This is a genomic window from Streptomyces sp. NPDC052910 (genome assembly GCF_055585605.1).
Genome location: NZ_JBVJJR010000003.1, coordinates 1,166,223 through 1,187,487, shown reverse-complemented (window position 1 = coordinate 1,187,487; position 21,265 = coordinate 1,166,223). Strand labels below are relative to the sequence as shown.

12 protein-coding genes are annotated in these 21,265 nt (G+C 73.7%); 8 read left to right on the top strand and 4 right to left on the bottom strand.

Annotation, left to right across the window (positions count from 1 at the left end; translation table 11 throughout):
- The first annotated feature begins 343 nt into the window (after window positions 1-343).
- Entirely contained in the window at window positions 344-5,362 is a 5,019-nt protein-coding gene (locus tag ACZ6X9_RS16240; RefSeq protein WP_469778611.1) for an NAD-glutamate dehydrogenase, read from the top strand.
- A 144-nt stretch (window positions 5,363-5,506) separates the two neighbouring features.
- On the opposite strand, the gene ACZ6X9_RS16235 is transcribed toward ACZ6X9_RS16240, so the two are convergent.
- A complete protein-coding gene (locus ACZ6X9_RS16235; RefSeq protein ID WP_469778610.1) occupies window positions 5,507-6,058 on the bottom strand; it encodes a GtrA family protein in 552 nt (183 codons plus the stop codon).
- A gap of 117 nt (window positions 6,059-6,175) precedes the next feature.
- On the opposite strand from ACZ6X9_RS16235, the gene manB reads away from it, so the two are divergent.
- The 6 genes from manB (at window position 6,176) to ACZ6X9_RS16205 (ending at window position 14,885) form a co-directional block, all read left to right on the top strand.
- On the top strand, window positions 6,176-7,255 hold the full coding sequence (gene manB / locus ACZ6X9_RS16230; protein WP_469778609.1) for a mannose-1-phosphate guanylyltransferase: 1,080 nt from the start codon (window positions 6,176-6,178) through the stop codon (window positions 7,253-7,255).
- A gap of 89 nt (window positions 7,256-7,344) precedes the next feature.
- Window positions 7,345-8,154, top strand: coding sequence for a polyprenol monophosphomannose synthase (locus ACZ6X9_RS16225; protein ID WP_469778608.1), 810 nt, complete (start codon window positions 7,345-7,347; stop codon window positions 8,152-8,154).
- A 10-nt stretch (window positions 8,155-8,164) separates the two neighbouring features.
- Window positions 8,165-9,685 carry a hypothetical protein gene (locus ACZ6X9_RS16220; protein ID WP_469778607.1) on the top strand — a complete coding sequence of 507 codons (1,521 nt, stop codon included), beginning with the start codon at window positions 8,165-8,167 and terminating at the stop codon, window positions 9,683-9,685.
- Window positions 9,682-10,917 (top strand): glycosyltransferase 87 family protein, encoded by a 1,236-nt coding sequence (locus ACZ6X9_RS16215; RefSeq protein WP_469778606.1) that lies wholly within the window; start codon window positions 9,682-9,684, stop codon window positions 10,915-10,917. Before ACZ6X9_RS16220 ends, ACZ6X9_RS16215 begins: the two co-directional genes overlap by 4 nt.
- A gap of 12 nt (window positions 10,918-10,929) precedes the next feature.
- Window positions 10,930-13,713, top strand: coding sequence for a bifunctional glycosyltransferase/CDP-glycerol:glycerophosphate glycerophosphotransferase (locus ACZ6X9_RS16210; protein ID WP_469778605.1), 2,784 nt, complete (start codon window positions 10,930-10,932; stop codon window positions 13,711-13,713).
- Window positions 13,710-14,885 carry a glycosyltransferase gene (locus ACZ6X9_RS16205; protein ID WP_469778604.1) on the top strand — a complete coding sequence of 392 codons (1,176 nt, stop codon included), beginning with the start codon at window positions 13,710-13,712 and terminating at the stop codon, window positions 14,883-14,885. Before ACZ6X9_RS16210 ends, ACZ6X9_RS16205 begins: the two co-directional genes overlap by 4 nt.
- A 245-nt stretch (window positions 14,886-15,130) precedes the next feature.
- Here the strand turns inward: ACZ6X9_RS16205 and ACZ6X9_RS16200 are convergent, their stop codons facing one another.
- The gene (locus ACZ6X9_RS16200; protein ID WP_469778671.1) at window positions 15,131-16,771 is read right to left on the bottom strand and encodes a glycosyltransferase family 2 protein; all 1,641 of its coding nucleotides are present in this window, start codon (window positions 16,769-16,771) and stop codon (window positions 15,131-15,133) included.
- A gap of 458 nt (window positions 16,772-17,229) precedes the next feature.
- Between ACZ6X9_RS16200 and ACZ6X9_RS16195 the strand changes: the two genes are divergently transcribed.
- Window positions 17,230-18,771 carry a glycosyltransferase family 39 protein gene (locus tag ACZ6X9_RS16195; protein WP_469778603.1) on the top strand — a complete coding sequence of 514 codons (1,542 nt, stop codon included), beginning with the start codon at window positions 17,230-17,232 and terminating at the stop codon, window positions 18,769-18,771.
- A gap of 228 nt (window positions 18,772-18,999) precedes the next feature.
- Here the strand turns inward: ACZ6X9_RS16195 and ACZ6X9_RS16190 are convergent, their stop codons facing one another.
- Both ACZ6X9_RS16190 and ACZ6X9_RS16185 read right to left on the bottom strand, forming a co-directional pair.
- The gene (locus ACZ6X9_RS16190; protein WP_469778602.1) at window positions 19,000-19,911 is read right to left on the bottom strand and encodes a carbohydrate ABC transporter permease; all 912 of its coding nucleotides are present in this window, start codon (window positions 19,909-19,911) and stop codon (window positions 19,000-19,002) included.
- Window positions 19,908-21,263 carry a carbohydrate ABC transporter permease gene (locus tag ACZ6X9_RS16185; RefSeq protein ID WP_469778601.1) on the bottom strand — a complete coding sequence of 452 codons (1,356 nt, stop codon included), beginning with the start codon at window positions 21,261-21,263 and terminating at the stop codon, window positions 19,908-19,910. Before ACZ6X9_RS16185 ends, ACZ6X9_RS16190 begins: the two co-directional genes overlap by 4 nt.
- Window positions 21,264-21,265 lie beyond the last annotated feature (2 nt).

Here is a 21,265-nt window from a genome sequence, read left to right as displayed (position 1 = left end):
GTCGCTGTCCAGACCGTCAAAGACAGGGGCCGTCTTTTGTACACAATCGGCTCATGACGCGGTCCCCCGGAAGAGCGATAGCCTTACCGGGTGATCAGCGCGATATCCCGCAGGGGCGACGACGCCTCTGTGCGCCGCCCGGAGCGCCACGGCGCCCGGGCCACCGCTGGTCCCCGGAACCGGGCCCGTCCGACGCTTCTGACGTTTCTGACAGAGTTGTCCGAGAACGGCCCGGTCACCCCTCATCCCGGCATACCGTCGAAGTCGACCGGAGAACCGGCGTCGCGGCGTGATGCCTTCACCACCTATGTCACGCAACGGCGCGCGACAGGAGCCAGAGGACATGCAGACCAAGCTGGACGAAGCCAAGGCCGAGCTGCTCGCGCGGGCGGCCCGCGTCGCCGAGAACACCCCGGCCGGGGCGCAGCACCCGACCGGGCCGAACGGTGAGGGCGGGCTCGACCAGGACACCCTGACCGCGTACCTCCAGCGCTACTACCTGCACACGGCGCCGGAGGACCTGACGGGCCGCGACCCGGTCGACGTCTTCGGCGCGGCGCTGTCGCACTACCGGCTCGCCGAGAACCGGCCGCAGGGCACCGCGAACGTGCGGGTGCACACGCCGACGGTCGAGGAGAACGGCTGGACGTGCAGCCACTCGGTGGTCGAGGTGGTCACCGACGACATGCCGTTCCTGGTCGACTCGGTCACCAACGAGCTCTCCCGGCAGAACCGCGGCATCCACGTCGTCATCCACCCGCAGATGATCGTCCGCCGGGATCTGACCGGCCGTCTGCTGGAGGTCCTCGGCTCCAACTGCGACGCGCACGGCAGCGGCAAGGACGCCGAGCTGCCGCACGACGCGCTCGTCGAGTCCTGGATCCACGTCGAGATCGACCGCGAGACCGACCGTGACGACCTCAAGCAGATCGGCACCGACCTGCTGCGCGTCCTCTCCGACGTCCGCGAGGCCGTGGAGGACTGGGAGAAGATGCGGGACGCCGCGCTGCGGCTGGCCGACGGCATGCAGGACGAGCCGGCCCCCGCCGACCTGCCGGTCACCGAGGTCGACGAGGCCCGCGAGCTGCTGCGGTGGCTCTCCGCGGACCACTTCACGTTCCTCGGCTACCGCGAGTACGAGCTGACCAGGGTGCCCGCCGACGGCGGCGAGGAGGACGCGCTGACCGCCGTCCCCGGCACCGGCCTCGGCATCCTCCGCTCCGACCCCGCGCACACCGTCGACGGGCACCACGAGGGCCCGCACGCGCCGCTGTCCCGGCCCGCCTCCGCGTCGTTCAGCCGGCTGCCGGCCGACGCCCGGGCCAAGGCCCGTGAGCACCGGCTCCTCGTGCTGACCAAGGCCAACAGCCGCGCCACCGTGCACCGCCCCTCGTACCTCGACTACGTGGGCGTCAAGAAGTTCGACGCCGAGGGCAACGTCGTCGGCGAGCGCCGCTTCCTGGGGCTGTTCTCCTCGGCCGCCTACACCGAGTCGGTGCGCCGGGTCCCGGTGATCCGCCGCAAGGTGGCCCAGGTGCTGGCCGACGCCGGCTTCTCGCCCCACAGCCACGACGGGCGCGACCTGCTCCAGATCCTGGAGACCTACCCGCGCGACGAGCTGTTCCAGACCCCGGCCGACCAGTTGCGCTCCATCGCCACCAGCGTGCTCTACCTCCAGGAGCGCCGCCGGCTGCGGCTCTTCCTGCGCCGCGACGAGTACGGGCGCTACTACTCGGCCCTGGTCTACCTGCCGCGCGACCGCTACACCACCGGCGTCCGGCTGCGGCTCATCGACATCCTCAAGGAAGAGCTCAACGGCACCAGCGTCGACTTCACGGCCTGGAACACCGAGTCGGTCCTGTCCCGGCTGCACTTCGTGGTCCGCGTCGAGCCCGGCTCCACGCTGCCGGAGCTGAGCGACGCCGACGAGGAGCGCATCGAGGCGCGTCTGGTGGAGGCCGCCCGCTCCTGGGCCGACGGCTTCGCCGAGACCCTCACCGCCGAGGTCGGCGAGGAGCGCGCCGCCGAGCTGCTGCGCCGCTACGCCCACGCCTTCTCCGAGGGCTACAAGGCCGACCACAGCCCGCGCGCCGCCGTCGCCGACCTCCAGCATCTGGAGAAGGTCATCGCGGGCGACCGCGACTTCGCGTTCAGCCTCTACGAGCCGGTCGGCGCGGCTCCCAACGAGCGCCGCTTCAAGATCTACCGCACCGGTGACCCGGTCTCGCTCTCCGCCGTGCTGCCGGTCCTCAGCCGGCTGGGCGTCGAGGTCGTCGACGAGCGCCCGTACGAGCTGCGCTGCTCGGACCGGACGGCCGCGTGGATCTACGACTTCGGGCTGCGGATGCCCGAGCACGTGGAGGGCGACGACGCCCGCGGCCGTTTCCAGGAGGCGTTCGCCGCGGTCTGGACGGGCAAGGCGGAGAACGACAACTTCAACAAGCTCGTGCTGCGCGCCGGTCTCGACTGGCGGCAGGCGATGGTGCTGCGGGCCTACGCCAAGTACCTCCGGCAGGCCGGTACGCCGTTCAGCCAGTCGTACATGGAGGACACCCTCAGCAACAACGTCCACACCACGCGCCTGCTGATCAACCTGTTCGAGGCCCGGATGTCGCCGGCGCTCCAGCGCGCCGGGCGCGAGCTGATCGACGGGCTGCTGGAGGAGCTGGACGGCGCGCTCGACCAGGTCGCGAGCCTCGACGAGGACCGCATCCTGCGGGCGTTCCTCACGGTCATCAAGGCCACGCTGCGGACCAACCACTTCCAGCGCGTCAGCGCCGGAAGCGAAGGAGGGGGTCGGCGGGACGCCGACGGCGAGCCGCACGACTACCTGTCGATCAAGCTGGACCCGCAGGCCATCCCCGACCTGCCGGCGCCGCGCCCGGCCTTCGAGATCTGGGTCTACTCGCCGCGCGTCGAGGGTGTGCACCTGCGCTTCGGCAAGGTCGCCCGCGGTGGTCTGCGCTGGTCCGACCGGCGGGAGGACTTCCGCACCGAGGTGCTGGGCCTGGTCAAGGCGCAGATGGTGAAGAACACCGTCATCGTGCCGGTGGGCGCCAAGGGCGGCTTCGTCGGCAAGCGGCTGCCGGACCCGTCGGTGGACCGTGACGCGTGGCTGGCCGAGGGCATCGCCTCGTACAAGACGTTCATCTCCGGCCTCCTCGACATCACCGACAACATGGTCGGCGGCGAGGTCGTGCCGCCGAAGGACGTCGTGCGCCACGACGAGGACGACACCTATCTGGTGGTCGCGGCCGACAAGGGCACCGCGACGTTCTCCGACATCGCCAACGAGGTCGCGCAGTCGTACGGCTTCTGGCTCGGCGACGCCTTCGCCTCCGGCGGCTCCGCGGGCTACGACCACAAGGGCATGGGCATCACCGCCCGCGGCGCCTGGGAGTCGGTCAAGCGCCACTTCCGCGAGCTGGGGCACAACACCCAGACCGAGGACTTCACGGTCGTCGGCGTCGGTGACATGTCCGGTGACGTGTTCGGCAACGGCATGCTGCTCTCCGAGCACATCCGCCTGGTGGCCGCCTTTGACCACCGGCACATCTTCCTGGACCCGACCCCGGACGCCGCCACCTCGTACGCCGAGCGCCGGCGCCTGTTCGAGCTGCCGCGCTCCTCGTGGGCCGACTACGACACCTCGCTGCTGTCCAAGGGCGGCGGCGTGCACCCCCGGTCGGCCAAGTCGATCCCGATCAACGCGCACGTCCGCGAGGCCCTCGGCATCGAGCCGGGCGTCACCAAGATGACCCCCGCCGAGCTGATGAAGGCCATCCTGCGGGCCCCGGTCGACCTGCTGTGGAACGGCGGCATCGGCACCTACGTCAAGGCGTCCACCGAGTCCCACACGGACGTCGGGGACAAGGCGAACGACGCGATCCGCGTCGACGGCGGCGACCTGCGGGTCAAGGTCGTCGGCGAGGGCGGCAACCTGGGCCTGACCCAGCTCGGCCGGATCGAGTTCGCGCTCACGGGCGGCCGGGTCAACACCGACGCCATCGACAACAGCGCGGGCGTGGACACCTCGGACCACGAGGTGAACATCAAGATCCTGCTGAACGCGCTGGTCACCGACGGCGACATGACCGTCAAGCAGCGCAACAAGCTGCTGGCGGAGATGACCGACGAGGTCGGCGACCTCGTCCTGCGCAACAACTACGCGCAGAACGTCGCCCTGGCCAACGCCGTGGCCCAGGCGCCCAGCCTGCTCCACGCCCACCAGCGGATCATGCGCCGCCTCAGCCGGGACGGTCACCTGGACCGTGCGCTGGAGTTCCTGCCGACCGACCGGCAGATCCGCGAGCGGCTCTCCGCCGGGCGCGGCCTGTCGCAGCCGGAGCTGGCGGTCCTGCTCGCCTACATCAAGATCACGACGGCCGAGGAGCTGCTGGCCACCGACCTGCCGGACGACCCGTACCTCCAGCGCCTGCTCTACGCCTACTTCCCGGCCGCCCTGCGGCAGTCGTTCGGCGAGCAGATCGACAGCCACGCCCTGCGGCGCGAGATCGTGACGACCGTCCTCGTCAACGACACGGTCAACACCGGCGGTTCGACCTTCCTGCACCGCCTGCGGGAGGAGACCGGGGCCTCGCTGGAGGAGATCGTCCGGGCGCAGACCGCGGCCCGCGAGATCTTCGGTCTGAGCGGGGTGTGGGACGCCGTCGAGGCGCTGGACAACAAGGTCGCGGCGGACGTGCAGACCCGGGTGCGGCTGCACTCGCGGCGGCTGGTCGAGCGCGGCACCCGCTGGCTGCTCAACAACCGTCCGCAGCCGCTGCGGCTCGCCGAGACCATCGAGTTCTTCCGCGACGGCGTGGCGACGGTCTGGGGCGAGCTGCCCAAGCTGCTGCGCGGCGCGGACCTCGACTGGTGGCAGTCCATCCACGACGAGCTGACGGAGGCCGGCATCCCCGGCGAGCTGGCCGTCCGGGTCGCGGGCTTCTCGTCCGTCTTCCCGGCGCTGGACATCGTCGCCATCGCGGAGCGCACGGGCAAGGAGCCGCTGTTCGTGGCGGAGGTCTACTACGACCTCGGCGACCGGCTGCACATCACCCAGCTCATGGACAAGATCATCGAGCTGCCGCGCGCCGACCGCTGGCAGTCCATGGCCCGCGCCTCCATCCGTGAGGACCTGTACGCGTGCCACGCCGCGCTGACCGCCGACATCCTGGCGGTGGGCAACGGCTCCTCCACGCCGGAGCAGCGCTTCACGGCGTGGGAGGAGAAGAACGCGCCGATCCTGAGCCGTGCGCGGACCACGCTGGACGAGATCCGCGGCTCGGACTCGTTCGACCTGGCCAACCTGTCGGTGGCCATGCGGACGATGCGTACGCTGCTGCGGACGCATAGCTGACACGTCGTAGCGGAGGGGCGGCCCCGGGGTTCCACGACCCCGGGGCCGCCCCTTTTCGTCCTTCTTCACCCCCGTGTTCCTGCCGGTTCCGCCGGCGTTGGCGGCCCGGCCGCCCGGTCCTGCTGTCCTGGGGCCCGGTGGTTCCTACGGTGGAGGTGCGGTGGTCTCGGGTCGGTACGCGGCCGGGTCGGGTTCGGCGGGCGCGTCATGAGGGGGCGCGGCATGCGGGCGGCCGTGGCGGGGCAGCGACCGGAAGACCCAGGCCCGGTACGCCCAGAAGCGGAACAGCGTGGCGGTCCCGATGCCGAGGAACTTGAAGAGGTTGCTCTGGAACGGCGAGCCCCAGCCGAAACCGTAGGTGGCGACGTAGAGGACGCCGTTCTCGATGATCAGGCCGATGGCGCTGAAGACCGCGAAGAGCAGCACCTCCCGGCTGCGGTGGCTCTTGTCGCGGTCGCGGTAGGTGAAGTACCGCAGGCCCAGGTAGTTGAAGGCGATGGCGACGACGGTGGCGACCACGCTGCACCGGACGACGGGGAGCCTGGTGATACCCCGGCACAGGTTGAAGACGCCGAAGTTGACGAAGATCCCCAGCACTCCGACGGTGCCGAACTTCGCGAACTCGTGTCCGAGCGCCAGCAGCCTCGCCGCACCGGGCAGGCGTCTCCCTCTTGCCGTCGTCTGTCGCAAGGGCATCTCCCGATACGGTCGCCACGCATAGCGGACATTGCACGCAGACAGCCGATTGTAGTGTAATTTCCGGCGAAACCGGACGCAGTGCGACGATGCGATGACGATGCGCGAGGACATGGCATGACAGAGGCGGTACTGCTCGTCGGTGGCAAGGGCACTCGGCTCCAGCCGCTCACACTGAACACACCCAAGCCGATGGTCCCGGCCGCCGGAGTCCCGTTCCTCGCCCACCAGCTCGCCCGGGCCCGGGCGGCCGGGGTCGAACACGTCGTACTGGCGACGTCGTACCTGGCCGAGGTGTTCGAGCCGTACTTCGGCGACGGCTCCGCCTACGGCCTCCGGCTCACCTACGTCACCGAGGACGAGCCGCTCGGCACGGGCGGGGCGATCCGGGGCGCCGCCGAGGCGCTCACCGCCCGGCCGGGCGAGCCGGTGCTGGTCTTCAACGGCGACATCCTCACCGGCCTCGACATTCCCGCCCTGCTCAGGCGTCACGAGCGGACCCAGGCCGACGTCACCCTGCACCTCACCCGGGTGGCCGACCCCCGGGCGTACGGCCTGGTGCCCACCGACCCCGACGGCCGTGTCCTGGCCTTCACCGAGAAACCCCGGCACCCCGAGGAGATCGTCACCGACCAGATCAACGCCGGCTGCTACGTCTTCCGGCGGGAGGTCATCGACGCCATCCCCGCGGGCCGCCCGGTCTCCGTCGAGCGCGAGACCTTTCCCGGGCTGCTGGACGGCGGCGCGCTGCTGCACGGCGTCGTCGACGCGTCGTACTGGCTGGACCTCGGCCGGCCCGCCTCGTTCATCCAGGCCTCCGCCGACCTGGTGCGCGGCATCGTCCGGTCCCCGGCGGTGCCGGGCGAACCGGGCGAGCACCTGGTGCTGCCCGGCGCCCACGTCGAGCCCGGCGCGCGGCTCGCCGGGGGGACGGTCGTCGGCGCGGGGGCGCGGATCGAGGCGGGTGCCGAGATCACCGGGTCCGTGGTGCTGGACGGAGCCCGGGTCGAGGCGGGCGCGCGGGTCCGGGCGTCCATGATCGGCACCGCCGCGCGGGTGGGGCCGCGCACGGTGCTGGACGGCGCCGTCATCGGAGATCACGCTGAGGTCGGAGCGGACAACGAACTGCGCGAAGGGGCCCGCGTCTGGTGTGGCACCGCCATCCCCGACGCGGCCATCCGCTTCGGTGCCGCCTGACCGGGGACCCGTCGCCCGGACCTCGCCGCCCGGCCCGGGGACCCGTCGCCCGCACTCCCGCCACCGCCCCCTACCGACGAGGACAGCCCATGAGCGTTCCGCACACCCCCGCCGTCCTGACCCCGCTGCCCGCCGAGTGGGCCCGCACGGTGACCACCGTGGTGATGCCCACCTACAACGAGGCGGAGAACCTGCCGATGATGGCGGAGGCGCTGATGGCGCTGCCGCTGGAGGGGCTGCGGCTGCTGGTCGTCGACGACGACAGCCCGGACGGCACCGGGAGGGTCGCCGACCAACTGGCCGAGAAGTACCACGAGCCCGGCCGGCCCCGCGTCTCCGTGCTGCACCGCACCGTCAAGGAGGGCCTCGGGCGGGCGTACGCGGCGGGCATGGCGCGGGCGGTCGAGGACGGCGCGGCGTACGTCCTGCAGATGGACGCCGACGGCAGTCACCCGGCCGGCAAGATCGCCGAAATGCTGGGCGTCGCCCTGTCGACCGGCGCGGACGTCGTCGTCGGCAGCCGGTACGTGCCCGGCGGCACGCTCTCCGCCGCCTGGGGGGCCCACCGCAGACTCCTGTCACGCTGGGCCAACGCCTACGCCGGCACCATCCTCGGCACCCGGCTGCGCGACATCACCGGCGGCTTCAACCTCTGGAGCGCGGCGGCGCTGCGCTCACTCGACCTCGACACCGTGGACAGCGCGGGCTACAGCTTCCAGGTCGAGACCAAGTACCGGGCGCTGCGGGCCGGATTCACGGTGGTGGAGGTGCCGATCCACTTCGAGGACCGGACGGTGGGGGAGTCCAAGATGAGCCTGACCGTGCAGCTCGAATCCGTCGCGATGCCCTGGCGGCTGCGGGCCAAGGAGCTGCGGGCGAGCGGTGGGCGGGACCGCTGAACCGCGCGCCGTGACCACCCGGACGGAGGCCCCGCCGGCCGCCGGCGCCCCGGCGGACCTCCCGTACCGCGCCCTGCTGCTCGCCGCGCTGCTCCCGGCCGCCCTGCTGCTGGCCGCCGCCGTACGGCTGCCGTGGGCCGGTGACCTGGGGATGCACGCGGCGGTGGTCGAACGGCTGCGCGCGGACCTGCCGCATCCGGGCCACCCGCTGGTGGACGCGGACGTGCCCAGTCCCTACTACTCGCCCTGGATGGTCCTGCTGGCCCTGCTCGCCTCGGCGACCGGCGCGTCCGCCCTGGCCGTGCTGCACCTGGCCGCGCTCGCCGGACTCGTCGCGCTCGGGACCGGGGTGCGCGCGTTCGTCCGCACGCTGACCGGCCGGCGCGCGGCCGTGCCGCTGGCGCTGCTGTGCGTCCTCTTCCTGTACGGCACCCGGCTGTTCGCCTGGAGCGGGGTGCCGGGCCTCACCTCGCTGGCCCTGACCGTCGCCTATCCGAGCACGTTGGCGCTGGGGCTGGCGCTGCATCTGTGGGCTTTGTCGCGCCGGGCGGTCATGGAGCGGTGGGGGGTGGTCCGCTTTCTGTGGCTGGGGTTGCTGTTCGCCCTGGTGCTGTTGGTGCACCAATTCACGGGAGCCGTCGCGGCGTTGGGGGTGGTGTCGGTGCTCCTGGGGGCGCGCCCTCTGCCGCCGCGCGCTGTGTGGTTCCGGGTGGCTGCCGGCGCGGTGCTCGCCGGGGCGGTGCTCGCCGGCTGGCCGTACTACCCCTTCACCGCGCTCTTCGGCGCCGACGGCCTGGAGGCCATCCACCGGCCGCTGTACCAGCACCTGACGACGAAGTTCTGCCTGGTGGCGCTGGGGGTCGTGGCCCTCGGCGCACGGTGGCGGCGCGACCGCCGCGACCCGTTGGTCCTGCTGTTCTCGCTGGGCGCGGCCGTCTTCGCGGCGGGCGGGCTGAGCGGCCACTGGTCCTGGGGGCGGATCCTGCCCGCCGTGCTGCTCCCCGCGCAGTTGGCCCTCGCGGTCGAGGCGGCGGGCGCCGGGCGCGACCGGGCGGCCGCGCGGGTGCTCGTCGGGGCGACGGCCGCCGCCCTGGTGGCGGGGGCGTGGACGCAGGTCGGGGCCGTCGCCTACGTCCTGCCGGCCCGGGCCGCCCGCGCCGTGCGGGCCCACGTTCCGTCCATCGCCCCCTGGCCGTCGTTCACCTGGGTGGCCGGGCGGGTGCCGGCCGGGCAGACGGTCATGACCGACGACTACCACGCGCTGCGGATGCTGCCCGCGTACGGGCCGTACACCGTCGCCCCCGCCTACCCGGACGTGTTCCTCAGCGATGAACGGGAGCGCAGGGCGGTGACACGGCGTTATTACGCGCCCTCCGCCACCCGCGCGCAACGGCTGGGCGCCCTCCGGGAGTACGCGGCGCGATGGGTGTTGCAGAAGGACGGCGGGCCCGGCCTGCCGTCCGACGACCCGGCCCTGCGGCGTGTCGCCCGGGGCCCCGGAGGACTGATGTTGCTGGAGGTCGAACGATGAGTGCGCCGGACGACGGGCCTCCGTCCCGGGACGCCTTCGCGCGCTGGATCGCCGGCCGGGCCTCCTGGCCCGTGCTGTCGGCGGCGCTGCTGGTCTATGTGCTGAGCGCCGGCCGGATGCTGGGCGTCCGCCGGGCGGGCATGGACAACGCGGTCGTCGTCCGGGCCGCCCGCGCCCTGCTGGAGGGCGGCTCGCCGTACGCGGACAAACGGTTCCTCTATCTGCCGGGAGCCGTGTTCGCGGCGCTGCCGCAGGCACCGTTCGACAATGCCACGCTGTCCCGCGCGGTGCCGTTCGCCACCGCCGCGCTGGTGCTCGCCGGCGTGGCGCTCGCCCTGCGGATCTTCGACGTCCGGGCGGACAGCCGGCTCGCCGCCGCCCTGACCGCCGGCCTCGGCCTCTTCCTCCCCTTCCAGAGCATCGTCCACCTGGGCAACTGGACGGCGGCCTCGGCCGTGGCCTTCCCGGCCGCGCTGCTGCTGGCCCTGCGCGGCCGCTGGACCGCCGCCGGCGTCACCGTCGGCCTGGCCGTCGCGCTCAAACCGATGCTCGTCCCGCTGCTGCTGCTCTTCGTGCTCGCCCGGCGCCGACGGGCGCTGGCCTGGGCGGTGGCCCTGCCCGCGGCGATCTCCCTGGTGGCGGCGCTCGCCATGCCCCGCCCGGGCCTCTTCCTCACCAAGACGCTGCCGTTCCTGCTGCACGGCCAGGACGACTACGCCGCGCCCTTCGACGCCTCGTGGACCGCCGTCCTGCCCCGCCTGGGCGTTCCGCACCACCTCGCGTTCGCCCTCGCCGTCTGCGCCGCCCTGACGGTGCTCGCCGTGGCCCGGCTGCGCTGGCTGCGCGGGGGCGACGAGGCGCTGCGGCTCGTCGAGTGCGGGTCGCTGCTGATGCTCGCCGCGTTCGTGGTGTCCCGGCCGTCCTTCCTGCACTACGCCCTGGTCATCGTGCCCGCGCTGGTCGCGTCGGTGGTGGTGCGGGGAGCCGCGGCGCGCTCGGTGTGGTTCTGGATGGCCCTGCTGCCGCAGCTCGCCGGGGTGTCCTGGCCCGAGCTGGGGAGCGCGCGACGGCACGCCTTCAAGGACATCGTGATGTTCACCGGGATGGCGGCGGTGCTGGTGGCGGCGGCCTGGCGGAGCCGCCCGCGGGCCGCCCGAACGGTGACTGTCAGTGGTGTCACCTACTCTCTGAGTAGTGATCCGGCTCTCCGGGATCCGTCCGAGATGAGGTGACTTGTGTCCGCCGTGCCCCAGCGTCCCGTCCCCGACGTCAGCGTCGTCGTCATCGTCCACAACGACGAGGGCCGGCTGCCGCGCGCCGTGCGATCCGTCCTCGGCCAGTCACTGCGCAACCTCGAAGTGATCGTCGTGGACGACTGCTCCACCGACGGCACCCCCGAGGAGATCCGCCGGCTGGCCGCCGCCGACCCGCGGGTGCGCGGTCTCCGGCTGCCCGTCAACAGCGGGGGCTGCGGTGCCCCGCGCAACGCGGGTGCCGACGCCGCCCGCGCGCCCTTCCTGATGTTCCTCGACAGCGACGACGAACTGCCGTACCACGCCTGCAAATCCCTGCTCCTGACCGCCGAGCGGACCGGCGTCGACCTGGTGGTCGGCGAGGTCACCCGGCTCTACGAGGCCACCGGCACCACCGGCCTCTGGTACCCCCGGCTGTTCGCCGAACCCCGCGTCGTGGAGGGCATCGGGTCGGCCCCCGAGTTCTTCCTCGACCACCTCTCCACCAACAAGCTCTACCGCGCGGATTTCCTCGCCCGCCACGGGCTGCGCTTCCCCGAGGACATCCACTTCGAGGACCAGTACTTCAGCGCCCGCGCCTACACGCTCGCCGAACGCTTCGCCGTCGTCCCCTGGTCCGTCTACACCTGGCGGCTGGCCGCCGACCCGGCCGCCCTCTCCATCTCCTCCAGCCGCCACCGCATCCAAAACGTCGTGGACCGCCTCACCGCCTCGCGCAGAACCGACGCCTTCCTGAAGGAGGCGGGCCGCACGGAGCTCAAGCCGGCCAAGGACGAGGCGTTCCTCCGCCACGCCCTGCGGCTCTACCTCGGCGACCTCCCGTTCCGGGACCGGCGCTGGACCGAGCGGTTCGCGGAGGTCGTCACGCCCTTCCTGGCGGGCGTCGACCCGCGGGCGGTCGAGGCGTTGCCCCGTGAGCAGCGGATCTGCCAGTACCTGCTGGGCGCCGGGCGCCTCGCCGAGGCCGCCGAGTGCGCGCGCACCCTCGACCGGCCCCGGATCGCCCCGCGCCGCGTCGTCCGGCACGCGGGCCGGACGTACTGGGGCGGCACCGCGCCGGCGGACGCCGAGGGGGCCGCCGCGCTCGACATCACCGACTGGCACCTGGACACCCAGCCCTTCACCACCGGCCCGCTCCGGCACGAGGTGACCCGCGTCCAACCGCACGGCACCCGGCTGCGGATCACCCTGCGCACCTACGACCCGGGCGGGCTCCTCGCCGGCCCCGCCGACGTCACCGCCGAACTCCGCGTCGCCGCCCGGGCGGCACCGCTCGTGGTCCCCTTCGGCTACGGCCCGGTGCCGGAGGACCCCGGCGTCCGCACCGCCGAGCTCGTCCTCGATCTCGCCCGGGTGCCGCTGGGCCCCAAGGGTTTCACCGGCCGGCGTCACCCGGTGGTGACCCTCGGCCGCCTGGGGCTGCGCCGCACCGATCCCGTCCTCGCCCCCACCGGGCGCCCCGGACTGCGGGCCCGCGTCGGCGGGCACGACGTGCGGGTGGGCTGCGAGGACGGGGGGCTGGGGCGGCTGGAGATCCGGTGGGAGCGCACAGGGGTGCGCGCCCGCGCCGAGTCCCTCGCGCCACGCCTGGAGCCGGTCAGGGCCCGCTGCGCGCGGCCGGTCCGCCGCGCCAACGGACCCGGCGCCAAGGCCCTGGTCTCCCACGAGCTCCACCGGCTCCCCGTCGACGAGCAACTCGTCGTCTTCGAGGCCCTGGAGGGCCGCGGTTACGCCGACAGTCCCCGCTACATCCACGAGGAGCTGCTCCGCCGCGACCTCCCGCTGTACGCCGTCTGGTCCTACACCGGCAGCAAGGCCGGTTATCCGAAGGGCCTGCCGCTGGTGCGGCGCGGCAGTTGGGAGTACGTACGGACGGTCGCCCGCGCCCGCTACTGGATCGATTCGCACGGCTTCCCCTCCCACATCCCCAAACACCCCGGCACCCGCTACCTCCAGACCTGGCACGGCCAGGCGCTCAAGCACATGGGGTACGACGCCCCCGAGCTGCGGCTCGCCGGGCCCGCCCGGCGCGCGCGGCACCAGGCCATGGTCGACCGCTGGGACGCCCTCATCGCCCCCAGCGAGGAGTTCGAACGGACCTTCGTCCGGGGGAACGCGTACGGCGGCGAGCTGCTGCGCACCGGCCTCCCGCGCAATGACGTCCTCGTCCGGTGGAACGAGCCCGCCCAGCGTGAGCGCGCCGCCGCCGCCCGAGAACGTCTCGAGATCCCCGACGGCAGGAAGGTGCTGCTCTACGCGCCGACGTTCCGTGACGGCGCCCGGGCCAGCGGCGCGTCGATCCGGGTGGACCTGGAGGAACTGGTGCGCCGGGTGGGCGACGAGTGGACGGTGGTGGTCCGCCCGCACTACTACGAGCGGTTCGCCGTCACCCGGGAAGTGGGCCACGCGGTGCGCGACGGCCGGGAGTTCGCCGACCTGAACGACCTGTTGCTGGCCTCGGACGCGCTGCTCACCGACTACTCCTCCGTGATGTTCGACTACGTCAACCTGGGCCGGCCGGTGCTGCTCTACGCCGACGACTACCCGGCCTACCGGTCCGCCCTGCGCGGCACCTACTACGAGCTGGCGGACATCGCCCCCGGCCCGGTCCTCACCGGCATGGAGGAACTCGCCGCCGCACTGCGGGACCTGCCGGCGGTGCGGGAGGAATGGGCGGGAGCGTACGAGCGGTTCAGGGCACGGTTCAACCCGTACGAGACCGGCCGGGCCGCCAAGGCCGTGGTCGACCTCTTCTTCACCGGGGGCGCACGGTGAACGGGCCGTCGGGCGGCCGGGGTTCCGCCGCCTCCCGGCGCAACCTGTTCCTGGTCGGCGTGGACGTGGACTCGATGGGCGGCTCCCAGCGGGTGCTGCACACCCTCGCCCAGGGGTTCGCGGACCGCGGGCACCGTGTGGAGCTGGTCGGCATCCGGCCCAGCCCCGAGCCGCACACGTACCACGCGCGCCCGGCGTACCGGCGGGCCACGCTGTACCGGTCGCCGGCGGCTCCCGCCCGGACCGCCGTCACCGCGGCCGAGCGGCTGCGGCCGTCGCGGCTGCGGGCCCTGCGCGCCGCGCGGCGGGACGGGGAGCGGGCCAGGGAGCGGCTCGCCCGGCGGTTCGCGGCGGTGCGGCACGGCTACGTCGTCATCGGGTCGCCGTGGGCGGCGGACTGGCTGCGGACGGTGGACCGGCGGCACCTGAAGGCCATCGGCCAGTACCACGAGTCCTTCGCGCAGGCCGCGGCGTCCGCCAACCTCCGGCTGATCCTGCGGCACTATCCGGCTCTGGAGAAGGCCGTGTTCCTGAGCGAGCCGGACGCCGAGGAGTTCCGCCGGCGCCGGCTGCCCAACGCGGCGGTGGTGCCCAACCCGCTCCCCTTCGCCCCGGGCCCGCCGGCGCCGCTGGACACCCGGCGCGTCGGCGCGGTCGGCCGGCTGGAGCCGGTCAAGCGGCTGGACCGCCTCGTCGACGCGTTCGCCGCGGCCTGCGCCGGGCGGCCCGACTGGGAGCTGCACTTCTTCGGCGACGGACCGGAGGAGGCGGCGTTGCGCGAACGGGCCGTGCGGCTCGGGATCGCGGACCGGGTCCGCTTCCGGGGCACCGTCCGGGACATGGCCGCCGCCTACCGGGAGCTGTCCGTGGTGGCCCTCACCAGCGAGTGCGAGGGCCGGCCCATGGCCCTCGCGGAGGCGTCCGCCTGTGGGGTGCCGTGTGTCAGCTTCGATCTCTCCGGTGGCGTCCGGGAGTTGGTGGACCACGGGCGGACAGGGGTGCTGGTGCCGCGCGGGGACGGGGACGCCTTCGCCGCCGCGCTGGGGGAGCTGGTGCGGGACGCGGCGCTGCGGGAGCGGTACGGGCGGGCCGCGCGGGAGCACGTGGCGCCGCTGGAGCTGGGGCGGGTGCTGGACCGGTGGGAGGAGCTGTTCGAGGAGGTCGACCGGTGAGGACGGGCTGCGGGGGCGGTGCCCGGTGGCGTCGGAGGAGTGCAGTGGCGAGGGACCGGAGCGGGGCCTGGCGGTGGCGGAGGACGACGGCCGGGTGCCCGGGTGGCTCCCGGTGGGGTCGGAGGGGGAGGCCTGGGCGTTCGGCGGGTGCCCGGCGGTGGCGGAGGGCGAGCCTGGTGGGGGCGGGGCCCGGGTGGGGTGTGGTGGGGCGTTTCCGGTCGTTCAGGAGGGTGCGGGCGTGGGGGTCAGCGGCGGCGCAGCCGACGGGCGGCGATGAGCAGTGCACAGCGCGGGCCGGCGGCGATCCGCAGGGCGAGGGAGCCGTTCGCCGTCGCGTACGGGCGCACCAGCAGCAGCCCGTGGCGGGCGCTCGGCAGGGCGCGGCGGCCCAGGGTGCCGCCCGCCGCGCGGACGGCGGTGCGGATGACGCCGCCGCGCGCGCAGTGCAGCCGGACGCGCAGGTCCCAGGTGCGCGGCCGGTGGCCGTGCCCTGGGGCCGACGGGGGGAGACCGATCAGCAGCCGGGCGGTCCAGCCGGTGCCGTCCGCGGTCAGGGAGGCCTGGGCTTCGAGGGCCGTGCCGCCGCCGCGCGGCAGGAGTTCGACGTCCACGGTGTGCGGGCGGGCCGCGGCGAGCCGTCCGTAGAGTTCGTGGACGCGGAGCCGGAGTTCGGCCCGGGGCGGGCCGGGGAGCAGGCGGAGTGTGGCGTCGACGGTCACCGGCAGCCGGTGGGCCGGGGTGGCGCCGGGGCCGACGAGGCCGTCGAGGGTGGCCGCGGGCAGATCGTCCGCCCAGACGGGACCGGCGCCGGCCCGGGCGTAGGGCGGCAGCAGCCGGGCGGGGCGGGCGGCGAGCTGGGCGAGGCGGTCCAGGTCGCGGGGGTCCGCGGCGGCCAGTACGACCCGGGCGATCCACCGGGCGGGGGCGCGGGCCGCGGCCAGCTCCGCCTCGGCATAACCGGTCAGGCACTCGCGCGTGGCGCGCCACCAGGCGTGCCGGTAGCCGTCGCTGCGGGCGGGCAGCTCCCGGACGTACATGCGCAGGTCGTGGTCGAGGAACTTCACCCGGGCGGCGTGCGCGAGCGGGTCGCGGCCGGCCGCCCGGTAGATCTCCACTCCGCGCCGGTGGGCGCGCAGCCGGGCGTGCCAGTTGCCGATCCGGTCCCGGTCAAGGGAAATCGACGGCCGGCGGGCGTCGCGCCGCACGTGCCAGACGTAGACGGTGTCGGGGACGGTCGCGATGCGGGGGGCGGCGGCGAGGAGGCGCGCGCTGAAGACGAAGTCCTCGTAGGGATAGGCCCCTTCGGGGAACGTCACGCCGTGTGCGCTGAGGAAGCGGCGGTCGTAGAGCTTGTTGACGCAGAGGGTGTCGTGGAGGAGCGCGGGGTGCTGTTCGGGGGAGTGGTGCAGGGCGGCGGTGCGGTAGAGGCCGGGCTGCCAGCGGGTGTCGAGGCGCTGGGGGAGTTCCCGGCGCACGCACAGTCCCGCGGCGACGGGGGCCTCGTGGCGCAGGGCGGCGGCCAGGAGCGTCGCGACGGCGCCGGCCGGGAGGACGTCGTCGCTGTCGAGGAACATCACGTAGGGCGCCCCCGCGGCCCGGACGCCGTCGTTGCGCGGCGTGCCGCAGCCTCCGCTGTTGACGGTGCGGTGGATGACCCGGAGCCGGGGGTGGCGGGCGGCCAGCCGGTCGAGGATGGCGCCGGTGCCGTCCGTGGAGGCGTCGTCGACGGCGATGACCTCGGCGACGGCGGGGCCCTGCGCGAGGGCCGACCGGACGGCGGTGGCGATGTGGGCGGCGTCGTCGTAACCGATGACGACGACGCTGACGAGGCCGGTGGGCAGGGTGCCGGGAGCGTGTGGCAGGGCAGGGGTTCCGCTCTCGTTCACTGTCACGAAAGACATTTTTATCGGTTAAGAGGGATGAATCCGGTGATTCTGCACTCTGGTGTGCCGGAAGCCGGAGCCGTAGGGGGAGCGCCGGCCGGGGCCCGCGACGGGCCGGCCGACGGGGACGGAAGGGGGCGGAGATGGGGCGGGGGCCACTGCGCGCGGTACTGACCGGGCGGGGCACGTCCGGCGGCACGGCCGACGGGCGATCGGGCGCCGGGGACGGTCCGGTGGTCGGCAGAGGGGCACGTGGCGGAAGGGCGCGGCGTGGTGGAAGGGGGGACGGAGAGGCGGACGGCGGCACGGGCGTGGCGGCCGGGCCGGTGCCCGGGGTGTGGGGTGGCGGGGACGGTTCGCCACCAGGACGGACTCGGGGGCGGCCGGGAGGGAAAGTCCGGGCCGGATGGGTGGAGCGCGCGGCCTTCACGAGTCGCGCGGGTCGCGCGGGGTTCGCGGGCGTGGTGGGCCTTGCGGGCCGTTCACCTGCCGCCACGGCGGCCGTGCTGCTGCCGGCCGGGGTGATGCTCGTCCTCGGCCTGTGGGGGCTGGACCGGGGGTCCGTGTGGCGCGACGAGGGGGCGACCCTCCAGGTCGCCCGCCGGTCGCTGCCGGAGATCCTCCGGCTGCTTCACGACATCGACCTCGTGCACGGCCTGTACTACCTGCTGATGCACGCCGTCGTGGCCGTGCGCGACGACGAGGTGATGCTGCGGCTGCCCTCCGTCGCCGCGGCGGCGGCGACGGCGGCGCTCGTCGCCGCGATCGGGTGCCGCCTGGCCAGGCCACGGGTCGGGCTGTGGGCCGGACTCGCGTACGCGGCCACCCCGTTCGTCGGCCATTACGCCCAGGAGGCGCGTTCGTACGCGCTGGTCGCGGCGGGGGCGGCGTGGGCCACCTGGCTGCTGGTCCGGGCGGCCGAACAGGGGACCGTGGCACGCTGGGCCGGCTACGGCGTGGTCGTCGCCGGCACGGCCTTGCTGCACGAGTTCGCGATCCTGCTGCTCGCGGCGCATGGGCTGACCCTGCTCGCCTCCCGGGTCCCCGGGCGGACCTGGCGCGGCTGGCTGTGCGCGGCCCTCGCCGCCTGCGGGACGCTGGCGCCGCTTGCCCTCCTGTCCCGGCGACAGAGCGGGCAGGTCTCCTGGATCCGTACGCCCGGGTACGCGGAGGTGAAGGGGCTCGTGCTCGCCTTCGCGGGACCCTCCGGTCTCGTCGCCGGGGTGACGCTGGCGCTGGTCGCGCTCGCCCTGGTGGCGCCCCTGCCGCGCACCGGTCCGCCCGGGGCCCGGCGGCTCCCGCTGAACGCCGTGGCGCTCCCGCTGGCGCTCGTCCCGCCCGTCCTTCTCTACGTCGCGTCCCAGAGCACGCCCCTGTTCCTCGACCGGTACCTGCTGTTCAGCCTGGCGGGCGTCCCGCTGCCGGCCGCCGCGGGGCTGGAACGGGCGCTGGGGGCGCTGCCCGGACGGCGGCGGGTGGTGGCGGCGGCCGGGGCGGCCGTGGTGCTGGCGGGGTTCCTGTGGCAACTGCCCCAGCAGCAGCGCGAACGGCTGCCGGGCAGCCGTGGCGACGAACCGGCGGGCGTGGCGCGGGCGTTGGGACGGCTCGCGCGGCCGGGGGACGCGGTGCTGTTCCTGCCGCACCACGAACGGCGGATAGCCCTTTTCTATCCGGAGGAGTTCGCCGGCCTGCGGGACCTCACCCTGAAGCGTTCGCCCGCCGCCTCCGGCACGCTCTACGGGGAGGAGGTCGGCGCGGCGGAGCTGCGTCGCAGGCTGGCCGGGCTGCCGGCGGACCGGCCGGTGTGGGTGGTGTCGGACACGACCACGGTCGGAGGCCGGTGGTTCCGGGCGCAACGGGCGGAAGCCGCCAAGGCGCGGGCGCTGGCGGAACTGTGCCGAGAGCGGCCCGAGTCGACGGTGTTCGTGCGCGGAGGCTCCGTCTCGCGGTACACCTGCGGACCGGGGCCGGGACGGGGGCCGCAGAGGGGGCCGGGGCCGTAGCCACGGCAAGAGCGTGATCCGGGGGAGCGGCCGGTCTCTCCCGGCCGCCCGCCGGCCCTGGCTCCGGCCGGTCCCGACGCACCCCGACGGCTGGCACATCCCGTCTGCCGCCGCACCCCGGCTCCCGTAGGCCCCGGGCCCGGACAGGGCCAGCCGGGCCTGGACGCCGCCCCGGTTCCCGTTGGCCCGCGGACCCGGCCCGTGTCCCGGCTTTCCCTCCCCGTCCGCCTACTTCACCGCGCCCGCCATGACCCCGCTGACGAACTGCCGTTGGAAGGCGAAGAACACCGCCAGCGGCACGATCATGGAGAGGAAGGCGCCCGACGCGAGAATGTCGACGTTGTCCCCGAACTGGCGGACCTGCTGCTGGAGCGCCACGGTGATCGGGGGGTTGCCGCTGTCCGCGAAGATCAGCCCGACCAGCATGTCGTTCCACACCCACAGGAACTGGAAGATCCCCAGGGAGGCGATGGCCGGCCCGCCCAGCGGCAGCACCACCCGGAAGAACAGCCGGAACTCGCCCGCCCCGTCCAGCCGGGCGGCTTCCAGCAGTTCCCGGGGGATCTCGGCGAAGAAGTTGCGCAGCAGGAAGATGGCGAACGGCAGCCCGAACGCCGTGTGGAAGAGCACCACGCCCGTGGTCGTCTCGAAGATGCCGAGGGTGTTGAAGAGTTTCGCCACCGGGATGAGGGCGACCTGGACGGGCACCACGAGGAGGGCCACGACGCCCATGAACCACCAGTCCCGGCCCGGGAAGTCGAGCCAGGCGAAGGCGTATCCGGCGAAGGCGCCGACGAGGATCACCAGGACGGTCGCGGGGACGGTGATGAAGGTGGTGGTGAGCAGCGAGTGCATCACCTTGTCGTTGTGGAACAGCGTGTCGTAGCTCGACGTCGTCAGTTGCCCCGGGTGGCGGAAGACCTGCCACCAGCCGGAGGCCGCGATGTCGGACCGGTCCCGGAGCGAGGAGAGGAGCAGTCCGACCGTCGGCATCAGCCAGAACAGCCCGACGGCGACGAGGAGGAACCGGGTGACGCCGCCGCCGAGGCGGGAGGCCAGCCGGGCGGGCAGGGACCGCCGGGGCCGCACGGAACCGGCGGAGGGCGCGGGTGCGCCGGTGAGGGGGTCCGCAGTGGTCATCGCCGCCGCTCCTTACGCATGCGCCGGATGTTGACGATCACCACCGGTAGCACCAGCAACAGCAGGAGCACGGCGATGGCGCTGCCCAGACCCTGGTTGACCGCCGTGCCGAAGGACGACTGGAAGAGCTGGAGTGCCAGCACGTTGGCGTCCGGCAGGCTGGAGCCCGGGGCGATGATGTACACGAGGTCGAAGATCTTCAGGACGTTGATCACCAGCGTGATGACGACGACCCCGAGCACGGGCGCCAGCAGCGGCACCGTGACCCGGCGGAAGACCTGCCACTCGTTGGCGCCGTCCACCCGGGCCGCCTCCAGGAGTTCCCGGGGCACGCCCGCCAGGCCCGCCGCGATGAGCACCATCGCGAAGCCGGCCCACATCCAGATGTACGCGCCGATGATGGAGGGCGTGACCAGCGTCGGGCCGAGCCATTCGGCGCCGTGGTAGCGCTCGGCGAAGTTGCCGGCGGGGAGCCGCAGGCGGGCGCCGTCGGCCTGTTCCGGAAGCGTGAACGTCCCGTCGGCGGCGGTCGTGGCGGAGGCCACCGTCCGGCCGTCCCGCACGGCCTGCACGGTGATGCCCGACAGGGCCTTCTCGCCCGGGTCGATCCGGCCGGCCGTGCCGCCGCCGCCCCGGACGAAGTCCAGCCAGACGGTGCCCGTCACCTTCCCGGTCTCGGGCCGGGCGGGCGCGGCGTCCCGCGCCCCCTCGGCGTCCTCCGGTTTCACCGCCACCAGCGGCACGGCCGCGGGAGTGCCCGCCTTCAGGACCGACCGGGAGGTGAACGCGCCTCCGGAGGAGGCGGCGAGGTCGCCGTTGGGACGCGGATGCGCGCCCGGGTACGGCGCCGGGTCGGAGAAGGTGTCGTGGATGCCGACCCACACGGCGTTCGCGACGCCGCGGTCCGGGTCCTGCTCGTACACCAGCCGGAAGATGATGCCCGCGGCGAGCATGGAGATCGCCATCGGCATGAAGACGACCATCTTGAACGCCGTTCCCCAGCGCACCCGTTCGGTCAGTACGGCGAAGATCAGGCCGAGGACGGTGGCGACGCTGGGAGCGACGACGACCCAGATGACGTTGTTCTTCAGCGCGGTGCGGATCCGGTCGTCGGAGAAGACCTCGTGGTAGTTGTCCAGCCCCACGAAGCCGTCCCCCGAGGCGTCGAAGAAGCTGCGGTGGACGGACCAGCCGATCGGATAGACGACCAGCGCGCCCAGCAGGGCCAGCGCGGGCAGCAGGAACACCGCGGCCACCCAGGGGCGGGTGCCCAGGACGGTCCGGCGTTCCCGCCGCTTCCGTGCCGGTACGGTCCCGGGGCCCGGTGGGACCCCTGTCGTGACGGAGCTCATGG

What these genes read in the sequence shown, in the direction of transcription:
- ACZ6X9_RS16240 (WP_469778611.1), top strand. Translation starts at nt 344, where the DNA reads ATGCAGACCAAGCTGGACGAAGCCAAGGCCGAGCTGCTCGCGCGGGCG.
- ACZ6X9_RS16235 (WP_469778610.1), bottom strand. Translation starts at nt 6,058, where the DNA reads ATGCCCTTGCGACAGACGACGGCAAGAGGGAGACGCCTGCCCGGTGCG.
- manB (WP_469778609.1), top strand. Translation starts at nt 6,176, where the DNA reads ATGACAGAGGCGGTACTGCTCGTCGGTGGCAAGGGCACTCGGCTCCAG.
- ACZ6X9_RS16225 (WP_469778608.1), top strand. Translation starts at nt 7,345, where the DNA reads ATGAGCGTTCCGCACACCCCCGCCGTCCTGACCCCGCTGCCCGCCGAG.
- ACZ6X9_RS16215 (WP_469778606.1), top strand. Translation starts at nt 9,682, where the DNA reads ATGAGTGCGCCGGACGACGGGCCTCCGTCCCGGGACGCCTTCGCGCGC.
- ACZ6X9_RS16190 (WP_469778602.1), bottom strand. Translation starts at nt 19,911, where the DNA reads ATGACCACTGCGGACCCCCTCACCGGCGCACCCGCGCCCTCCGCCGGT.
- ACZ6X9_RS16185 (WP_469778601.1), bottom strand. Translation starts at nt 21,263, where the DNA reads ATGAGCTCCGTCACGACAGGGGTCCCACCGGGCCCCGGGACCGTACCG.